Raw genomic sequence first — 18,203 nt, 5'->3', positions numbered from 1 at the left:
GCCTATGAGACAGTTCTGGTTGCTTTGTATTGCCATGGCCGCGGCATCTTCCGCAGTGGCCCAATTCAATGAAAAGCCTGTCCTGAACCTGCAAACCGAAGACCAGAAACTGGTGAACTGGGGCTACTTCCTGGGATTTAACCAGTACGATTTCAAGTTCGAATACAAAAACGACCTCCCTGACGTGCTGGTCAGCAAATCCTTTGGGTTCAATGTGGGCCTGATCGGGGAATTGCGGCTGAACGAATTCCTGGACCTGCGGTTCGAACCCGGCCTGTTCTACACCGGGAGGGAATTGGGGTTCCCCGGATTCGCCACGGAAAACGAAGCCATTCGGGAAGTCCGCTCCACCTATATCAGCTTTCCCCTGTTGCTGAAGGTAAGTGCCCGCCGGCTGGGGAACTGGAAGCCCTATGTCATCGGAGGCGCAGGGATGGCCCTGAACCTGGGAAGCAACGAAAATTCCCCGGATGACAACAGCAGTGGCACCTTCCGTATGAAGCGGCAGGTTTACAATTACGAAGTGGGCTTCGGCATCGATTTCTACCTGGAATACTTTAAGTTTTCCCCTTCCATCCGCGGGGTTTTTGCCCTGACCGATGAACTCGTCCGCGATGAGGATCCGGCAAGCCCCTGGACCAGCAATATCGCCTCCATGAAAACCCGCGGGATCTTCGTGAACTTTACTTTTGAATAGTCGGGCCGGGGGTCCCCCTCCGGATTTCATAGAGGAAAATGCCCGCAGCGGTGCCTACGTTCAGGCTTTCTGCGCCCGCATCCCCCCAGGTTGGAATAGCCAAGGTGGCCCGGAGTAACGCCCGTACCGGAGCGCTGACTCCATGCGATTCGCTGCCCAGCACCAGGACCCCTTCTGCGGGAAGGGACGCCCCAGGAAGGGGATTTCCCTCCATGCTCGCCCCGTAAACGGGCAGCCCGCAGGCAGGAAGGACCTCCTCAAGGGGCAGGTAGTGGACCCGCACCCTGGCGATGGAGCCCATGGTAGCCATCAGGGTCTTGGGGTTATAGCAATCGACCGTATCGGGGGAACAGAGCAGGTCCCTGACCCCGAACCAGTCGCAAAGCCTGATGATGGTACCCAGGTTCCCGGGGTCCCTGACCCCGTCGAGCGCCAGCAGCCATCCATTGAACCGGGGCGGGGCGGCTTCCGGGACTTCGAAGACCCCCAGTACCTTATTGGGTTGCACTAGGGTGCTTACCTTTTTCAGTTCTCCAGGGGAAATCGGGGTTGTCTGAATCCCGGGGGGGCCCGGGTCGGTACTGTAAAGGCTGTGTACCCCGAACCCGGCACCGAGGAGTTCCCCAACCAGCTTCACCCCTTCCGCCAGGAACAACCCGTGCCGGGCCCGGTTTTTTTTTTGGTGAAGGCTTTTTATAAATTTTAAATCTTTTTTAGCAACCATCCAAATAGTGTAATTTTGAGCCTTATGAAGGCCCGAAGGCACGTTTTGCAACTCCCCGCAAAAATAGGATTAATCCTGGTGGGGCTCAGTTTTTTCTCCTGCAACGTGCTGAAACGGGTGGAACCGGACGAGCTGTTGCTGACCGATTTCGAGGTGATTGCCGACAGTGCAAAAGTTTCGGATGAAACGGTCAACAGCCTGGTGGCCCAAAAGCCCAACAGCAAATTGCTCGGCATCCCCCTGAAACTCCACCTCTACAACCTGGCCAAACCCAATCCGGATTCCTCCTACCAGGCCTGGTTGTATCGCAAAGAAGGCCGGTACGAGCGCCTGGAAGCCCTCCTGTCTGACAAGCAGGTAAGCCGGTTGGGCGAATCCTTCCTGGTGGCTGGGCTTAGCAATTGGTTGAAAAAAGCCGGGGAAGCCCCGGTGGTCATCGACAGCGCCCGGACGGAAAAAACCCTGGAGCGGCTGCAGGCCTATTACAAAACCAAGGGATATTTCAACAACACCGGAACCTACCACTTCGATTCCACCGGGAACCAGCGGGCCACAGTACGCTATTCCCTGGAGCTGGGTGAGCCCTACCTCATCGACACGCTCACCTTCGAGATCGCCTCCCCTGAAATCGACTCGATCTTACGGCTTCACCGCAAGGAATCCCTGGTGCACCAGGGCGACCAGTTCGACCTGGAGCGCTTCACCCGGGAGCGGGAACGTCTCACTCAACTCTTCCGGAATTCGGGGATCTGGAATTTCCAGGAAAGCTCCATCACCTACGACATCCTCCGCGATACCCTCCCCTCCCACGACGACCAGCTGATGGACGTGGAACTCAACATCGACAACCCGCGCAGCCGGGCTGAGGGGGAGCAGGACCGCCCCTACAGGGTACACCGCCTCGATTCGGTGAACATCTTTGCCGGGATTACCCCGGGCACCCCCCCGGAAGAACTGGAAAAACTTTCCTATGAGGACTTCACCATTTTTTACAGGGGAACCCTGGACTACAAACCCAAGGCCCTGACGGATGCCGTCTTCCTGAGGAAAGGCAACGTCTACCGGGACCTCGACCGCATCAGGACCTACCGGCAAATCAACAACCTGAACACCTTCAGGTACCCGAACATCCAGCTGGTGGAAACAGGGGAAGACCAGTTGGTATCGAACATCTACCTCTCCCCGAGGCCGAGCAACTCCCTGAACCTCGACTTCGACGTGACCCACTCGAACATCCAACGCATAGGGATCGGCCTGGGGGCCTCCCTCATTACCCGGAACGTGTTCGGGGGGGCGGAAACCCTGAGCCTTTCGGGCCGGGGGACTTTCGGCCTGTTGAGCGATGAATCGCTTCCGGAGGATTTCTTCACTGAAATCACCGCCGACATCAACCTGACCTTTCCCCGGATTTGGGGCCTTCCTTTTGTAAATGACCAGAAGATTATCCCAAATTATATGCTCCCCCAAACAAGGGTTTCCCTGGGGACGAGCTTCCAGAAAAACATCGGGCTCGACAAACAAACCTTCAACTCCATCCTATCCTATAACTGGACGCCTAACGATTTTTCCAGGAACATCCTGGAACTACTCAATGTGCAGTTTGTCAGGAACCTGAACCCTGACCGGTATTACAACGTATACCAGAGCTCTTACGAGCAGCTTGACGAGCAGGCGGACCCCTTCCAGGACGACCCGGCCCTGCAGGAGTTCTTCCAGCCCACGGACAACCCGGACGACCCGTTGCGCCTGATCATTCCCGAGGGGACAACCGGGTTTACCGAAGCCGTGCTCACCGGGGGGCTCGTCCCCGGGGATTCCGATACCTTTACCCAGGTATTCCGGATCGAGGAGCGCAGGCAGCGGCTCACTGAAAACGACCTGATCTTTGCCACCAACTACACCTTTGTTGAAAACAACAAGGAAAACATCAATGACAACAATTTCCACCAGTTTCGCTGGAGGCTCGAAAGTGCAGGCAACCTCCTTTCCCTGGCATCCCGCGTCATCCCTTTCATCGAAAATGAGCGCGGGCAGGGGTTGGTGTTCGGGGTGCCCTATTCCCAGTATGTCAAGACCGAACTGGAATACATCAAGCACTGGCAGCTGCCCGGCTCGAATGTGCTCGCCTTCCGGTCCTTCGTGGGGATTGCCGTACCCTATGGAAATGCCGACAACATCCCCTTTGTGCGAAGCTATTTTGCCGGTGGGGCCAACGACAACCGGGCCTGGTTCCCGTATTCCCTCGGGCCGGGGAGTACGCGGAACATAAATGACTTCAACGAGGCCAACTTCAAGCTCGCCTTCAACCTGGAGCACCGGTTCCCCCTCTTCGGGGACCTCAGGGGCGCCCTCTTTGCCGATGTGGGCAATATCTGGAACGTCTGGGACCGGGAAACCGACCCCGACGCCATCTTCCAGGGGTTCCGTTCCCTGGAGGACATCGCCCTTGGGACAGGGTTTGGGCTTAGGTATGATTTCTCCTTTTTCGTCTTCCGGGCCGACCTCGGATTCAAGACTTACAACCCCGCGGAAATCCCCGGGGAAAGATGGTTCCGCGACTACAATTTCGCCAATTCCGTGTTGCAGATCGGGATAAATTATCCGTTTTAACGGGGATTATTTATTACTTTTGCCACAACCATTCAACAACTCAACACCATCGAACCTATGGCCCATTCAATCAAACCGGGGGTTGCCACCGCGGATGAAGTACAGGAAATCTTCAGGCATGCCAAACAACACGGTTACGCCCTGCCGGCAGTTAATGTAATCGGTTCAAACAGCATAAATGCCGTCCTGGAAACTGCTGCTTCCCTGAGGGCGCCCGTGATCGTGCAATTCTCCAATGGGGGGGCTCATTTTAACGCGGGCAAGGGCCTTTCCAACGAAGGACAGCAGGCGGCCATTGCCGGGGCCATCGCAGGGGCCAAACACGTCCACCAGCTGGCTGCCGCCTATGGGGCCACCGTCATCCTGCATACCGACCACTGCGCCAAGAAACTCCTCCCCTGGATCGACGGCCTGCTCGAAGCCAGCGAAGCCCATTACCGGGAACACGGGAAATCGCTGTTCAGCTCGCATATGATCGACCTTTCCGAAGAACCCCTGGAAGAAAACATCGAAATCTGCAAACAGTATATGGAGCGGATGCACCGCATGGGGATGACCCTGGAGATCGAACTGGGCATTACCGGGGGCGAAGAAGACGGGGTTGATAATACCGATGTCGATGACTCCCGCCTGTATACCCAGCCGGAGGAAGTGGCCTATGCCTATGAGGAACTCTCCAAGGTGAGCCATCGGTTTACCATTGCTGCGGCCTTCGGGAACGTCCACGGGGTGTACAAGCCGGGGAATGTGAAGCTCACCCCGAAAATCCTCAAAAACTCCCAGGAATTCGTCAGGGGGAAATTCGGTTTGGGGGAAAACCCCATTGATTTTGTCTTCCACGGCGGGTCGGGTTCCACCGTAGAGGAAATACGGGAAGCCATCGGTTATGGCGTCATCAAGATGAATATCGATACCGACCTGCAATACGCCTTTATGGAAGGGGTTCGGGATTATGTCCAGAAGAAGGGGCCTTACCTGCAGTCCCAGATCGGGAACCCGGAAGGGGACGACCAGCCCAACAAAAAACACTACGACCCGCGCGTATGGCTCCGGGAAGGCGAAAAAACCTTTATCCAACGGCTTACAAAGGCCTTCGAGGACCTCAACAACGTGAACACGTTATAGCCCCCCACTGTTTTGAATAATCCTAACCCCAACAGTATGTCTTCCTGGTTCAAGAGAAAAGAGAAGGGAATCCAGACCGCTACCGATCAGAAAAAGGACACCCCGAAAGGATTATGGTACAAGTCTCCCACGGGAAAAATCGTGGAGTCCGAGGAACTGGCCAGGAACTACTGGGTGAGCCCTGAAGACGATTACCACGTGCGCATTGGGAGCAAGGAATATTTCCAGATCCTCTTCGACGAAAACCAGTTCAGGGAACTGGACCCGAACCTTACTTCCCGGGACCCCCTTAAGTTTACAGACACCAAGAAATACACCGACCGGCTGAAAGAGGCGGAGAAAAAGACCGGGCTTAAAGATGCCGTTCGCACGGCCGTAGGCCCTTCCATGGGAAAAGACGTGGTGATCGCCTGCATGGATTTCGCCTTTATCGGCGGGTCCATGGGAAGCGTGGTCGGGGAAAAAATCGCCCGGGCCATCGATTACGCCATCAGCAAGAAACTCCCCTTTGTGATGATCTCCAAATCGGGGGGGGCACGCATGATGGAAGCGGCCCTTTCGCTGATGCAACTGGCTAAAACCTCAGCGAAGCTGGCCCAGCTGGCAGAGGCCAAACTACCCTATATCTCCCTTTGCACCGACCCCACCACCGGGGGGACCACCGCGTCCTACGCCATGCTGGGGGACATCAACATCGCCGAACCAGGTGCCCTGATCGGGTTTGCAGGCCCCCGGGTGGTAAAGGAAGCCACGGGAAAGGACCTTCCGCCCGACTTCCAGACCTCGGAATTCGTGCTGGAACACGGGTTCCTCGATTTTATAGTCCACCGGAGCGAATTGAAAAAGAAAATCAACCTCTATCTGGACCTGATCCAGAACCAGCCCCTGCGGAAATAGACGGGAACCCGAAAGGTACCGGGGAACGGATTTGCGCTGCCTGAGCCCGGCAGGGTTTCATTTAATGGTTCGCCGCCCTGCTTTGAGGAATAAATTTATCGGCTGGTATTAAATGGGAAAATAATTCTTATCTTTGCGCCCTGGTTGAAAACCAACCGGATACATAAAAATCATTTACAACAATATTGGCATGTATTTAACCAAAGAAATCAAGACCGAGCTCTTCAAGAAGCACGGCGGCTCGGAAACCAACACCGGGTCCACAGAAGGGCAGATTGCGCTCTTCACCCACAGGATCAACCACCTGACCGGGCACCTGAAAAATAATCACAAAGATTACAACACGGAGCGTTCCCTGGTAAAGCTGGTAGGAAAGCGGCGCAGCCTGCTCGATTACCTGAAAAAGAAGGATATCGAAAAATATCGTAGCCTGATTAAAGAACTCAATATCAGAAAGTAATGGATTCAGGGGAGCTCGGCTCCCCTGTTTTTATATAGCCCGGCCCTGCCGGGCCACCCAAAAGCCCCTGCCCCGGCAGGGCAACATAAAAAGCTCACTTCCGGTTTTTCATTGGTCGACCTGCACAACAACACAACCCAGACCGCCCGACCGGGCGGCCGGCCATTGTTTAATCCCCTGCCCCTGGCAGGTTTTAATTCCATTGTATGATTCCAAAGACTTTTAAAGAGGTCATCGACCTCGGTGACGGTAGGCAGATTTCTATCGAAACGGGTAAACTGGCAAAACAAGCCCATGGTTCCGTAGTGGTCCAATCGGGCAAATGCATGCTGCTGTGCACTGTGGTTTCCAACTACAAGGCCAGCGACGTGGATTTCCTGCCCCTCACGGTGGATTATCGTGAGAAATTTGCCGCTTCGGGGCGTTATCCCGGAGGGTTCTTCAAAAGGGAAGCGCGCCCCAGTGACGGGGAGGTGCTGACTATGAGGCTGGTAGACCGGGTGCTGCGTCCGCTTTTCCCCAAGGACTACCATTGCGAGACCCAGGTGATGATTCAGCTGATGTCTCACGACGAAAATGTTATGCCCGATGCTATGGCAGGCCTGGCGGCCTCAGCGGCCATCCAGCTGTCTGACTTCCCTTTTGAGTGCCCCATTTCGGAGGTACGCGTAGGACGGGTCGACGGGGAATTCATCATCAACCCAACCCGCAGCCAGCTGGGGGAATCCGATATCGACATGGTCGTGGGGGCCTCAGCAGACTCCGTGATGATGGTTGAAGGGGAAATGGGCGAGATTTCCGAGGAAGAAATGGCCGATGCCATCCGTTTTGCCCATGACGCCATCAAGGACCAGATCGCTGCCCAGAACCGCCTTGCCGATGCGGTGGGCCGCAAGCCGGTTCGGGAATACGAAACTGCCCCGTCCGATGGGGAACTGGAACAACAAGTGCGAGACATGGCCTACGACAAAGTGTACGCCATTGCCCGGGCAGGTTCCTCCAAACAGGAACGCAGTGAAGCCTTTGCCGCACTGAAAGAGGAAATCCTCGCGTCCTTCGGGGAAGAAGAACTGGCAGAAAAGTCAGACCTGATCAAATCCTATTACTACAAGGCAGAAAAAGACGCTGTTCGCAACCTGATCCTGGATGAAGGATTGCGCCTGGACGGCCGGAAGACCGATGAGATCCGCCCGATCTGGTGCGAGGTGGAATACCTCCCCTCCACCCATGGCTCGGCCATTTTTACCCGTGGGGAAACCCAGGCCCTGGCCACGGTAACCCTGGGCACCTCCAGGGAAGCCAACATCATCGACATGCCCTCCTTTGAAGGGGAGGAAACGTTTTACCTCCATTATAACTTCCCGCCCTTTTCCACCGGGGAGGCACGCCCCATCCGGGGTACCTCCCGCAGGGAAATCGGCCACGGGAACCTGGCGCAACGCGCCCTGAAACGGATGATCCCCAGTGACTGGCCCTACACCATCAGGGTGGTTTCGGAAGTGTTGGAGAGCAACGGGTCTTCTTCCATGGCCACGGTTTGCGCCGGGACCATGGCGCTGATGGATGCCGGGGTAACCCTGAAAAAACCGGTTTCCGGGATCGCCATGGGGCTGATCACCGACACCGGGACCGGCAAATTCGCCGTGCTGTCCGATATCCTGGGGGATGAAGACCACCTGGGCGATATGGATTTCAAGGTAACGGGCACTGCAGACGGGATTACCGCCTGCCAGATGGACATCAAGGTAAAGGGCCTGTCTTACGAAATCCTGGTAAAAGCCCTGCAACAAGCCCGCGCGGGGAGGTTGCATATCCTCGGAAAACTGACCGAGACCATCCCGGCGCCGAACCCGGATGTAAAACCGCACGCGCCGAAAATGGTGAACGCCGTGATCCCGAACGAATTTATCGGGGCGCTGATCGGGCCTGGCGGCAAAGTGATCCAGGAACTCCAGAAGGAGACCAAAACCACCATTGTCATCAATGAGGACCCGATAACCGGGGAAGGCATCGTGGAAATCCTCGGTACCGACCAGGAAGGGATCGACAAGGTCCTGCGCAAGATCGATTCCATTACCTTCAAGCCGGAGGAAGGGAACATCTATGAAGTCAAGGTGATCAAAATCCTGGAATTCGGGGCCGTGGTGGAATACCTGGATGCTCCCGGAAACGAGGTACTGCTCCATATTTCAGAGCTGGCCTGGGAACGCACCGACCAGGTGACCGATGTGGTCAAGATGGGCGAAGTGTTCGAGGTGAAATACATCGGGGTGGACCCGCGCACCAAGAAAGACAAAGTCTCCCGCAGGGCGCTGATCCCAAAACCGGAAGGTTATGTGGAACGCCCGCCGAGAAGGAGGGATGACGGCAATGGCCGGGGTCGCGACCGCGACCGCGACCGGGGACGTGACCGCGACCGTAGGCCTCCTCGGCGTGATCGTGACTAATTTCTCTATATTTTGTAGGAAAAACCCCTGTTTCAGGGGTTTTTTTATGCATTTTAACCAAAAGGGAGCGTTTTTTTAACCCCCTTGTAACTTTTCCCCAAATACTACGTATAACTAAAGGCAGTGCCCAAACTGCCATAACTTAACATGAGGAAAGGAAATCAATGAGACAGTTAAAAATCACCAAACAGGTAACCAACCGGGAAACCGCTTCCCTGGACAAATACCTCCAGGAAATCGGCAAGGTGGACCTGATTACTGCAGATGAGGAAGTGGAACTCGCCCAACGGATCAAAGCCGGGGACCAGGCAGCTTTGGAGAAACTTACCAAGGCCAACCTCCGCTTTGTGGTTTCGGTAGCCAAACAGTACCAGAACCAGGGGCTTACCCTGCCCGATTTGATCAACGAGGGGAACCTGGGACTCATTAAGGCCGCACAGCGCTTTGATGAAACCCGCGGGTTCAAATTCATTTCCTATGCCGTTTGGTGGATCCGGCAATCCATCCTGCAGGCCCTGGCGGAACAGTCGCGTATCGTGCGCCTGCCGCTGAACAAGATTGGCTCCATCAACAAGATCAACAAAACCTTCGCCTATTTGGAACAGGCCCATGAGCGGGTGCCTTCGGCCGAAGAAATTGCCCAGGAGCTCGACATGACCGTGGAAGATGTAAAGCAGTCGCTGAAAAACTCAGGGCGCCACGTTTCCATGGATGCCCCCCTGATCGACGGGGAAGATTCCAACCTTTACGATGTGCTTCGCAGCGGGGAATCCCCAAACCCCGACAAGGACCTGCTCCACGAGTCGCTGCGCACGGAAATCGAACGTGCCCTGGAAACCCTGACCCCGAGGGAAGCGGATGTGATCCGGTTGTATTTCGGGTTGGCCGGGCAGCATTCCATGACCCTGGAAGAGATCGGCGAAACCTTTGACCTTACGCGGGAACGGGTGCGGCAGATCAAGGAAAAGGCCATCCGCAGGCTGAAGCATACCTCCCGAAGCAAGATCCTGAAGACCTATCTCGGGTAAGCCGGGGTACGCCCCCTGCATTTTTGTATTGCAATTTTGGTATACTTATTGTATATTGTTCCCTGACAGCAGTTATCATGACTGTTCGTTTTTTGATTGATGAATAAACTCCGGCTGATTACCGGAGTTTTTTCATTTCAGGCACCCTGTCATCCCTTTACTATTCGGGGGCATTCCCTACCTTTGCAGTACCAAAGCCTCCCGAGATGCGCACCGCGAAAATTGCCCCTTCCCTTCTGTCCGCTGATTTCGGAAACCTCCAAAGGGATGTCGAAATGGTCGAAAACAGCCAGGCCGCCTGGCACCACCTGGACGTGATGGACGGCGTATTTGTCCCCAACATTTCCTATGGGATGCCTGTGATCAGGGCAATACGAAAGCACGCCAGCAAACCCCTGGACGTGCACCTGATGATCGTGGACCCTGACCGGTACATCGAGGCCTTTGCGGAATTGGGCTGCGACCACCTGACGGTGCACCTGGAAGCATGTACCCACCTTCACCGTTCCCTGCAGACCATCCGCGGATGCGGGATGAAATCCGGCGTGGCCCTGAACCCCCATTCCCCCGTATCCCTGCTGGAAGATTGCCTCGATATGGCGGACCTGGTGTGCCTGATGGGGGTAAACCCCGGGTTTGGCGGGCAGAGCTTTATACGCAATACCTATAAAAAAATAATGGAACTCCGTACCATGATCGACTCGCGGGGGCTGGAAACCCTGATTGAGGTAGACGGGGGGGTCAACCTGGACAATACCGCCCACCTCCTCGAAGCAGGGGCAGACGTACTGGTAGCCGGGAGTTTTGTTTTCGGGTCAGAAGACCCGGTTGCAACCATCGCCCGCCTGGCCGCCGTAGAGGCCTGTTAATACTGGCTCAGGAGGTACCGGATCAGGTCCGTGGTAGTGACGATCCCCACCAGGTCACCGTCCTGTACTACAGGCAGGGCGTGGAATTCTTCTTTTGCCAGTAGTTCGGCCACCTCCCTGATGGTCGTTTTCGGGGAAACCGATTTGACGTTCTTGGCCATCACCTGGGGGAGGGTAAACATATCGTAGATCACGGTTTCGATGTCCTCCTCATCCTCGTAGGCCCCGTCGGCAAAACTAATTCGCAACAGGTCTGTCAGGCTGAGCATCCCCACGATTTTTTTGTTCCTTTCGATCACCGGGATATGCCTGATGCGGTGCTTTTTGAATAACCGTTCTGCCTTCTCCAGGCCATCGGTGGTGTTGAGCACTACCAGCTGGGTACTCATAATCGTGGATACGGGGATGTTTGCGGGGAGGTTCATGGCTCGGCGTATTAGAAATTCTCAGGATTAAAGTTCTCGATTCCTCCGCCGAAAAAGTATGATATATATCATTCTGCCCGCAGATCCTTTCACTTCCCGGGGGCCGCTGTTTAGGGATTATTGGCTAGTTTTGCAGCAAAGGCGGAAGATGCAAACGGAAACTGGCATGGAACTGATGATCATAGGGGGAGGGCCCATAGGGATCGCCTGCGGGCTGGAAGCCCATAAGGCCGGTATTTCCTACCTCATCCTGGAAAAGGGGCCTATTGTGAATTCCCTCTACAACTACCCCGCCAACATGCAGTTTTTTTCCTCTTCCGAACGCCTGGAAATAGACGGCATCCCCTTTATCAGTAAAGAGGCCAAGCCCAAACGGGACGAAGCCCTGGAATACTACCGCCGGATTGTAACCTCCAACCAGCTCAATATCAACCTCTTCGAAAAAGTAACCTCTGTCAGGCGGGAGGGGGAAGGGTTCACTGTGGAAACGGATAAGGCCCGGTACCATCCCGGCAACGTGGTTATCGCCACCGGGTTTTACGACCTGCCCAACCGGTTGGGCGTGCCCGGGGAAGACCTCCCCAAGGTTTCGCATTATTACAAGGACCCGCACTACTATGCCTGCCGGAAGGTGGCCGTGGTGGGCGCCAGCAATTCGGCGGTGGATGCCGCCCTGGAGTGCTGGCGGAAAGGGGCTGAGGTGACCATGGTCGTGCGGGGGCCGGAAATCGGGCAACGGGTAAAATACTGGGTGCGACCCGACATCATAAACCGTATCGAAGAAGGTAGTATCAGGGCCTTCTACAATAGCACCGTCACGGAAATCCGGGAAGGGGACATCAGGCTTCAAACCCCCGAAGGCCCCCGGGTGCTCCCCAACGATTTCGTCCTGGCCCTTACCGGTTACCGGCCGAACTTTGATTTCCTGGAAGCCGCGGGCATTTCCCTTTCGGAAGATGAAAAGCGGCTGCCGGCCTATAATCCGGAAAGCATGGAAACCAATGTTCCCGGCCTGTACCTGGCAGGGGTGATTTGCGGGGGCATGGAAACCCACAAATGGTTTATCGAAAATTCCAGGGAACATGCCCGACTGATCATCGCAGACCTGCTGAGGAAAAAGCAGGCAGACCCCACCCAAAAGCCAACCCGATGAATCCTATGGAAAACCCCTATAAATCCCTCTTCCAGGGGCAACTCGAGCGGTATCCCGAGATCGGCCGACAGGACCATAAACAGCGGCTGGCCAAGCTCGGGGCCCTTGAAAAGGCCCTCGAACACGACTACCGGCAGGCCCTGAGGGAAGCCCTGCAAGCGGATTTCAAAAAACCCTTTCTGGAAACCGACCTGACGGAGATTTACCCGGTACTGGCTGAAATAAAATATGTCCGCCGCAACCTTCGCGACTGGATGCGCCCAAAACGCGTGGGAAGCTCCCTGCCCCTGCTTGGTTCCCGATCGTACATCCGGTATGAATCCAAGGGGGTCTGCCTGATCCTCTCCCCCTGGAATTTCCCGGTCAACCTCACCTTCGGCCCCCTGGTTTCAGCCATTGCTGCGGGGAATTGCTGTATCCTGAAGCCCTCAGAACACACCCCGGAAACCAGCCGGCTAATGCAGGAAATCGTGGAAACCCTTTTCGACCCGACCGAGGTTGCCCTGGTACAGGGAGAAGCAGAAACGGCACGCGCCCTTCTGGAACTCCCATTCAACCATATTTTCTTCACCGGTTCCCCCGGGGTTGGAAAAATCGTCATGAAGGCTGCCGCTGAACATCTCAGCTCCATTACCCTGGAGCTGGGTGGAAAATCGCCTGCCTATGTGGACGGCACAGCCTCCATGGATCGCACAGCCCGAAGGATTGCCTGGGGCAAGTGCACCAATGCAGGCCAGGTATGCGTGGCCCCGGACTACCTCCTGGTCACCCCGGAGGCCCGAACCCCCCTTGTGGAAGCCCTCAAAAAGCAATTCGACGCCTTTTACCCCGGGGGCGCTGAAACCTCTCAAAGCTTCGCGCGCATCATCAATGACCAACATTTTCAGCGCCTCCGGTCAGCCCTGGAGGAAGCCACTTCCAGGGGAGCCAGGATCCTGCATGGAGGAAGGTGTATGGAGGGGGATCGCTTTCTGGAACCCACACTGATCGAAGGGGTACCTGAAGATGCCCGCCTGTTGCAGGAGGAAATTTTTGGCCCGGTGCTCCCTTTAGTTACGGTAGCCGATGCCGGGGAGGCCATTGCCTTTATCAACCGCAGGGAACGGCCTTTAGCCCTCTACCTCTACAGCAGCAACCGGAAGCATATCCGGCAAATAATGGCGGCCACACGCGCAGGGAGCAGTTGCATCAACCATAACGTGGTACAGTACTCCAACCACCACCTCCCTTTCGGGGGCGTGAACCACAGCGGCATCGGCAAATCGCATGGGCATTACGGATTTCTGGAATTCTCCAACCAGCGGGCCATGCTCCGTCAGTATACCCCAAGCAGCGTGGAACTCCTGCTCCCCCCGTACACCGGCCTGAAACAAAAAATGGTTGATGCCACCCTGCGCTGGTTCAAATAGCCCATGGCTCTACCCCCAGATACGCTTCACTAGGGTAATTTTGTTTAATCTTTAACACACTTTATTAAACATTATGCCTAATTTCGTCTGAAACAAATCGGGTAAAACGATGTTCGGACGCTTCAGAAAAAAAACACAGGCAGAAAAACTGCAGGCACAGTACGAGAAATTGATGGGGGAAGCCCATAAGCTTTCCCAGGTAAACCGGTCCGCGGGGGATGCCAAATACGCCGAGGCCCAGGCCGTTCTCGACCAGCTCGAATCGCTGAGCAACGAGTCCTGAAACCTGGCAACGCCAGGATTTACCCACCCTTTTAAATCCCATAGCATGATCGATAACCTATTAAAGCAAACCCAAAAGGTAAACGGATACCACCACGAGGATTTCGGGGACGACCACCTGCTCACAGGTATGGAGACCCCGCTTCGGGAGGACGCTTTCGAGATGGGGGACTCAGAGAAAAAAGCCCTGATTGCCCACCATTTTGGGAAAATCATGGAAGTGCTTGGCCTCGACCTCAGCGATGATTCCCTGAAAGGAACCCCCATGCGCGTCGCCAAAATGTATGTGGAAGAGATCTTCTCGGGCCTGAAACCCGCCAACAAGCCCCGGGCTACCCTGTTTGAAAACAAATACCGGTACAACCAGATGCTCGTGGAGAAAAATATCACCTTCTACTCCAACTGCGAACACCACTTTGTGCCGATCTTTGGGAAAGCCCATGTGGCGTATATCTCTTCGGGTAAAGTTATCGGGCTGTCCAAATTAAACCGCATTGTCCAGTATTACGCCCGTCGCCCACAGGTACAGGAGCGGCTGACCAACCAGATCGGGACGGAATTGCAGCGGGTATTGCAGACGGAGGATGTGGCGGTGATCCTGGATGCCAAACACCTGTGCGTCTGCTCCCGGGGTATACAGGACGACACCTCTGCCACGGTAACCGCCTTTTACGGTGGGGCTTTCGACCACCCTCAAAAAATAGCGGAATTGCACAATTACCTTCAGGGCTAAGCGGATAGCGACCCCCAAGGCCCGGCGATGTCGAGAATGCACGACTTCTTCCTGTTCGCAGACGCGGTAATGGTGGGGATCATCTGGGCGGTGCAGTTAATCGTCTACCCCGGTTTCTCCTATTTTTCCCGCGAAAGACTTCTGCGCTGGCATGACTCCTATTCCCGCCGGGTCACCATCCTGGTTGCCCCCCTTATGCTCACCCAACTGGGGTTTGGGGTTTTCTGGGCCTTCTCGGAACCCGGAATAGCTTCCCTTGGCTATGTGGGGGTGGCGGGGCTGCTTTGGGCCATTACCTTCATGGCATTTGTCCCGATACACCGACGGATCGGACAGGGTACCGCTACACCCCATGTACTCGCCCGCCTGGTTTCCCTTAACGCAATACGCACCTTCCTGTGGACCCTGCTGCTGCTCTGGCACCTTTATTTTTCATGTTTCCCCCTGGCCTAATCATACCCGAAAAGCCACCCGGCATCTAAAATACTGGCTTTCCAAAAGGCGAAAACCGAGATTCCTGCGTTAAGTACAAACAAATTCCAACGCTTATGAAATGGTTTAAGATGGCTTTCGTCCTGTTCTTCCTGGTCATTGGGGTTAGGGCGCAACAAGGTTTTAAAATAGGCCTTCACGGGGGCATCCCCATCCAGGGGGAGGTCAATGAAGTGGTCAGCCTGGTGGCCGGGGCAGACCTGGGTTACCTTTTTGCCCTGGGCGAGGTGGTCGATGCCGGGATAATGACCGGGTTTGTGAACGGGTTTCCTGAAAAATTCGACTCCGGGGGGGCAGACCTGCCCCATGTGCAATTCCTGCCCCTGGCAGCTTCCTTCCGGATCTGGCCTTCCAATTCCTTTTCTTTCGGGGCAGATGCCGGATATGCCCTGGGGCTCAACCCGGGCAACGACGGGGGGGTGTACTACCGCCCGGTAATCGGTTACCTGATGGGTCCCCGCACCGAGGTCAACCTTTCCTACACGGGAATCGATACGCCCGGGCAGCCCTGGGCTACCGTGACCCTGGGGGTCCTGTATACGTTTACGAAGAACCTGAGGCGGTAAAAAAAACAGGCATGCCGGTAGGGTATTGCGGCGCTGAGTTGTTCTATTACCAAACCCAACGAAAATACATAACCCTAAAAACTAAAATGACTATGCACCATTCCATGAAATCATTGACCCTGGCGTTGCTTACCCTGGCCCTGGGCACAAGTTGTTCAGACGACCAGGACGACAACCCGAACGGCCAGCTCCGCCTTAGCGCTAAAGCGACCTTTACATCGGGCAGCGCTTCCAAATCGCCTTCCGCGGGAAAAACGATCAATGCTGACCTGGAAGTTTCTGAATTCCTGATAAACCTCAAGGAATTTGAACTGGAACTCGATGACGACGCCTTTGAATTTGATGATGATGATTTTGAGGGCGACGACGACCTGTGGGATGACGACGGCTACCTGGATTTCGACGACGAAATAGAACTGGAAGGCCCCTTTGAGCTCGACTTGATGGCCGGCCAGATAACCTTCATCAATACCACCCTGCCTAACGGGAAGTTCGAAGAACTTGAATTTAAATTCGACCGCAGTGACGACCCGCAGAGCGAACTTTTTGGAAAATCGGTTTTGATACGGGGAACGATTTCTCAGATCCCTTTTGAATTCTGGCATGACTTCGAAGACGAAGTGGAAATCGATTTTGACGACCCCACGATGGACATCGTCATCAGCACCGGTGTGGAAAGCCTGGTACTCGACTTTGACCTTAGTCTGCTGTTCAATTCGATTTCCGGGATCGACCTCACCCAGGCCACCGATGGGAACGAAGATGGTGTGATCGAAATCAGCCCTCAGGACCCCGACGGGAACAACGCCCTGGCCAATGAAATCCGGAACCGGATGAAAGACCTGATAGACCTGCTGGATGACTAGAGGGATCCCCCTTTCCCTTTCATCCATACCATGCGCGGCCCCGGCCGCGCATTTTTATTTACGGGCTTTTCCAGGCGCCGGGTCAGGACAGGCTCCAATACGCGACCGGGCCCTTCGCGGGCAACGGGAAATTCCCTACATTTAGGCAAGCGTTCAGACCTGGGGCAAAACGGCCATGCAGGGCTTGCCTGGACCAGAACTCCCTCGCCATGAGAGTAGCCTATCTGATCCTTCTGGGAATCCATACCATCATTCACCTTCTTTGGTTTGCACATGCATTCGGTTGGGTGGAACTGGAGTATTTTTCCAAGGAAATACCCGGGACCGTCGGATTCAGCTGGCTCCTTACCGCCCTGATCTTCTTATGGGCGGCCATAGCCCTGGGGCGGAAAAGGCCCTTATGGTTCCTTCCGGCCGTTTTGGGGATTTTGCTCTCGCAGCTTTGGATTTTTTCGGCCTGGGAAGACACGAAATTCGGGAGCCTGGCAAATCTGCTCCTGCTTCCGGGGATCCTGGTGGGATATGCCCGCTGGGAATTCGAAAACCGATTCCGGGATGACGCCAGCCAGGTTTTCCATATCCTTTCCTCCACAGAAGGGATACTAGAGGAATCAGCGCTTGAGGACCTGCCTGACCTGGTAGCCGGGTATATCCGCAAGAGCGGGGCGGTTGGAAAACCACGGATCAGGAACTTTCACCTGGAATTTGAAGGCGAAATGCGGGAGAAGGGTAAGGCCTGGTTTCCCTTTACTTCGGAGCAGTACAATTTCATCCCTGTTCCGGCCCGCCTTTTTTTTATGAAGGCCCGCATTAAGGGGGTTTCCGTCTGGGGGTACCATTCTTACCGCCCGAAACTGGCCAAAATGCTTATAAAACTGCTTTCCCTGATCCCTGTGGTACGGGTGGAAACCCCGGAGCTCTATCCCACGGAAACTGTAACCTTTTTCAATGACCTGTGCCTGTTCGCCCCCGGGGCCCTGGCCGATCCGCGTATCCGTTGGGAACCCCTTGACCAAAGCAGTGTGATGGGTACTTTTACCCTTGGGGAGCTAACGATCTCGGCACAACTCTATTTTGATGCGGAAGGGCGCCTGGTGAATTTCCGGTCCGAGGACCGGTGGGCGGTTTCCGACATGCGCCGCCTGCCCTTTACGACCCCGGTTGGGCCTTATCGCAATTATGATGGCTATATGTTGCCCTCCGGGGGGGAGGCCATTTGGCACTATCCGGATGGGGAGTTCACCTACGGGAAGTTCCGGTTGAAGTCAATTGCCTACAACCTGGAAGGTCTGCTGCCCCCGGCGCGATAACCGCAGCCCGGATAACAGCGCCAGAACCCGGGACCCAAAGCCATATATTTCCCTTCAGGATGCGCAAAAAACAGGGAGATACCCCCTTTGATAAAAAAGCTGGCCCCGGG

Annotated in this window: 18 protein-coding genes; 16 read left to right on the top strand and 2 right to left on the bottom strand. The window is 55.3% G+C overall.

Going from position 1 to position 18,203, the window contains the following annotated elements; translation table 11 throughout:
- The first annotated feature begins 4 nt into the window (after nucleotides 1–4).
- Nucleotides 5–697, top strand: a complete 693-nt coding sequence (porT, locus tag NG653_RS08000; protein ID WP_252741172.1) for a type IX secretion/gliding motility protein PorT/SprT — start codon at nucleotides 5–7, stop codon at nucleotides 695–697.
- On the opposite strand, the gene NG653_RS07995 is transcribed toward porT, so the two are convergent.
- A complete protein-coding gene (locus NG653_RS07995) occupies nucleotides 684–1,352 on the bottom strand; it encodes an RNA methyltransferase (RefSeq protein ID WP_370281102.1) in 669 nt (222 codons plus the stop codon). The two genes, porT and NG653_RS07995, sit on opposite strands and share 14 nt — an antisense overlap.
- Nucleotides 1,353–1,445: 93 nt before the next feature.
- Here NG653_RS07995 and tamL point away from each other — a divergent pair, with 93 nt between their 5' ends.
- From tamL to rpe, 7 genes are all read left to right on the top strand, one after another.
- Nucleotides 1,446–4,031: a translocation and assembly module lipoprotein TamL gene (gene tamL, locus NG653_RS07990; RefSeq protein WP_252741170.1), complete on the top strand. Its 2,586-nt coding sequence runs from the start codon at nucleotides 1,446–1,448 to the stop codon at nucleotides 4,029–4,031.
- A gap of 57 nt (nucleotides 4,032–4,088) precedes the next feature.
- Nucleotides 4,089–5,156: a class II fructose-bisphosphate aldolase gene (gene fbaA, locus NG653_RS07985; RefSeq protein ID WP_252741169.1), complete on the top strand. Its 1,068-nt coding sequence runs from the start codon at nucleotides 4,089–4,091 to the stop codon at nucleotides 5,154–5,156.
- Nucleotides 5,157–5,192: 36 nt separating this feature from the next.
- Complete coding sequence (gene accD / locus NG653_RS07980) at nucleotides 5,193–6,053, top strand: acetyl-CoA carboxylase, carboxyltransferase subunit beta (protein WP_252741168.1); 861 nt, start codon at nucleotides 5,193–5,195, stop codon at nucleotides 6,051–6,053.
- A gap of 190 nt (nucleotides 6,054–6,243) precedes the next feature.
- Nucleotides 6,244–6,513: a 30S ribosomal protein S15 gene (gene rpsO / locus NG653_RS07975; protein WP_252741167.1), complete on the top strand. Its 270-nt coding sequence runs from the start codon at nucleotides 6,244–6,246 to the stop codon at nucleotides 6,511–6,513.
- 206 nt (nucleotides 6,514–6,719) lie between these two features.
- On the top strand, nucleotides 6,720–8,960 hold the full coding sequence (locus NG653_RS07970) for a polyribonucleotide nucleotidyltransferase (RefSeq protein ID WP_252741166.1): 2,241 nt from the start codon (nucleotides 6,720–6,722) through the stop codon (nucleotides 8,958–8,960).
- 164 nt (nucleotides 8,961–9,124) lie between these two features.
- Nucleotides 9,125–9,988, top strand: a complete 864-nt coding sequence (locus tag NG653_RS07965; protein ID WP_252741165.1) for a sigma-70 family RNA polymerase sigma factor — start codon at nucleotides 9,125–9,127, stop codon at nucleotides 9,986–9,988.
- Nucleotides 9,989–10,194: 206 nt separating this feature from the next.
- Nucleotides 10,195–10,857, top strand: a complete 663-nt coding sequence (gene rpe / locus NG653_RS07960; protein WP_252741164.1) for a ribulose-phosphate 3-epimerase — start codon at nucleotides 10,195–10,197, stop codon at nucleotides 10,855–10,857.
- On the opposite strand, the gene NG653_RS07955 is transcribed toward rpe, so the two are convergent.
- Nucleotides 10,854–11,282 (bottom strand): CBS domain-containing protein, encoded by a 429-nt coding sequence (locus NG653_RS07955; protein ID WP_252741163.1) that lies wholly within the window; start codon nucleotides 11,280–11,282, stop codon nucleotides 10,854–10,856. The genes rpe and NG653_RS07955 overlap by 4 nt on opposite strands.
- A gap of 166 nt (nucleotides 11,283–11,448) precedes the next feature.
- Here NG653_RS07955 and NG653_RS07950 point away from each other — a divergent pair, with 166 nt between their 5' ends.
- From NG653_RS07950 to NG653_RS07915, 8 genes are all read left to right on the top strand, one after another.
- Entirely contained in the window at nucleotides 11,449–12,435 is a 987-nt protein-coding gene (locus NG653_RS07950; RefSeq protein ID WP_252741162.1) for a YpdA family putative bacillithiol disulfide reductase, read from the top strand.
- Nucleotides 12,432–13,844 (top strand): aldehyde dehydrogenase family protein, encoded by a 1,413-nt coding sequence (locus tag NG653_RS07945; protein ID WP_252741161.1) that lies wholly within the window; start codon nucleotides 12,432–12,434, stop codon nucleotides 13,842–13,844. Before NG653_RS07950 ends, NG653_RS07945 begins: the two co-directional genes overlap by 4 nt.
- A 109-nt stretch (nucleotides 13,845–13,953) precedes the next feature.
- Nucleotides 13,954–14,127 carry a Lacal_2735 family protein gene (locus tag NG653_RS07940; RefSeq protein WP_252741160.1) on the top strand — a complete coding sequence of 58 codons (174 nt, stop codon included), beginning with the start codon at nucleotides 13,954–13,956 and terminating at the stop codon, nucleotides 14,125–14,127.
- Between the two features lie 45 nt (nucleotides 14,128–14,172).
- Nucleotides 14,173–14,859 (top strand): GTP cyclohydrolase I FolE, encoded by a 687-nt coding sequence (gene folE / locus NG653_RS07935; RefSeq protein WP_252741159.1) that lies wholly within the window; start codon nucleotides 14,173–14,175, stop codon nucleotides 14,857–14,859.
- 27 nt (nucleotides 14,860–14,886) lie between these two features.
- The gene (locus NG653_RS07930; RefSeq protein WP_252741158.1) at nucleotides 14,887–15,312 is read left to right on the top strand and encodes a hypothetical protein; all 426 of its coding nucleotides are present in this window, start codon (nucleotides 14,887–14,889) and stop codon (nucleotides 15,310–15,312) included.
- Nucleotides 15,313–15,407: 95 nt separating this feature from the next.
- Nucleotides 15,408–15,917, top strand: a complete 510-nt coding sequence (locus tag NG653_RS07925; RefSeq protein WP_252741157.1) for a hypothetical protein — start codon at nucleotides 15,408–15,410, stop codon at nucleotides 15,915–15,917.
- Nucleotides 15,918–16,021: 104 nt separating this feature from the next.
- The gene (locus tag NG653_RS07920; RefSeq protein ID WP_252741156.1) at nucleotides 16,022–16,783 is read left to right on the top strand and encodes a hypothetical protein; all 762 of its coding nucleotides are present in this window, start codon (nucleotides 16,022–16,024) and stop codon (nucleotides 16,781–16,783) included.
- Nucleotides 16,784–16,992: 209 nt separating this feature from the next.
- A complete protein-coding gene (locus tag NG653_RS07915) occupies nucleotides 16,993–18,093 on the top strand; it encodes a DUF6544 family protein (RefSeq protein ID WP_252741155.1) in 1,101 nt (366 codons plus the stop codon).
- Nucleotides 18,094–18,203: the final 110 nt, after the last annotated feature.

It is taken from the genome of Robiginitalea marina (assembly GCF_024006985.1).
GTDB lineage: Bacteria > Bacteroidota > Bacteroidia > Flavobacteriales > Flavobacteriaceae > Robiginitalea > Robiginitalea marina.
The sequence above is the reverse complement of the archived record's forward strand: the minus strand, read 5'-3'. Positions and strand labels throughout refer to the sequence as shown.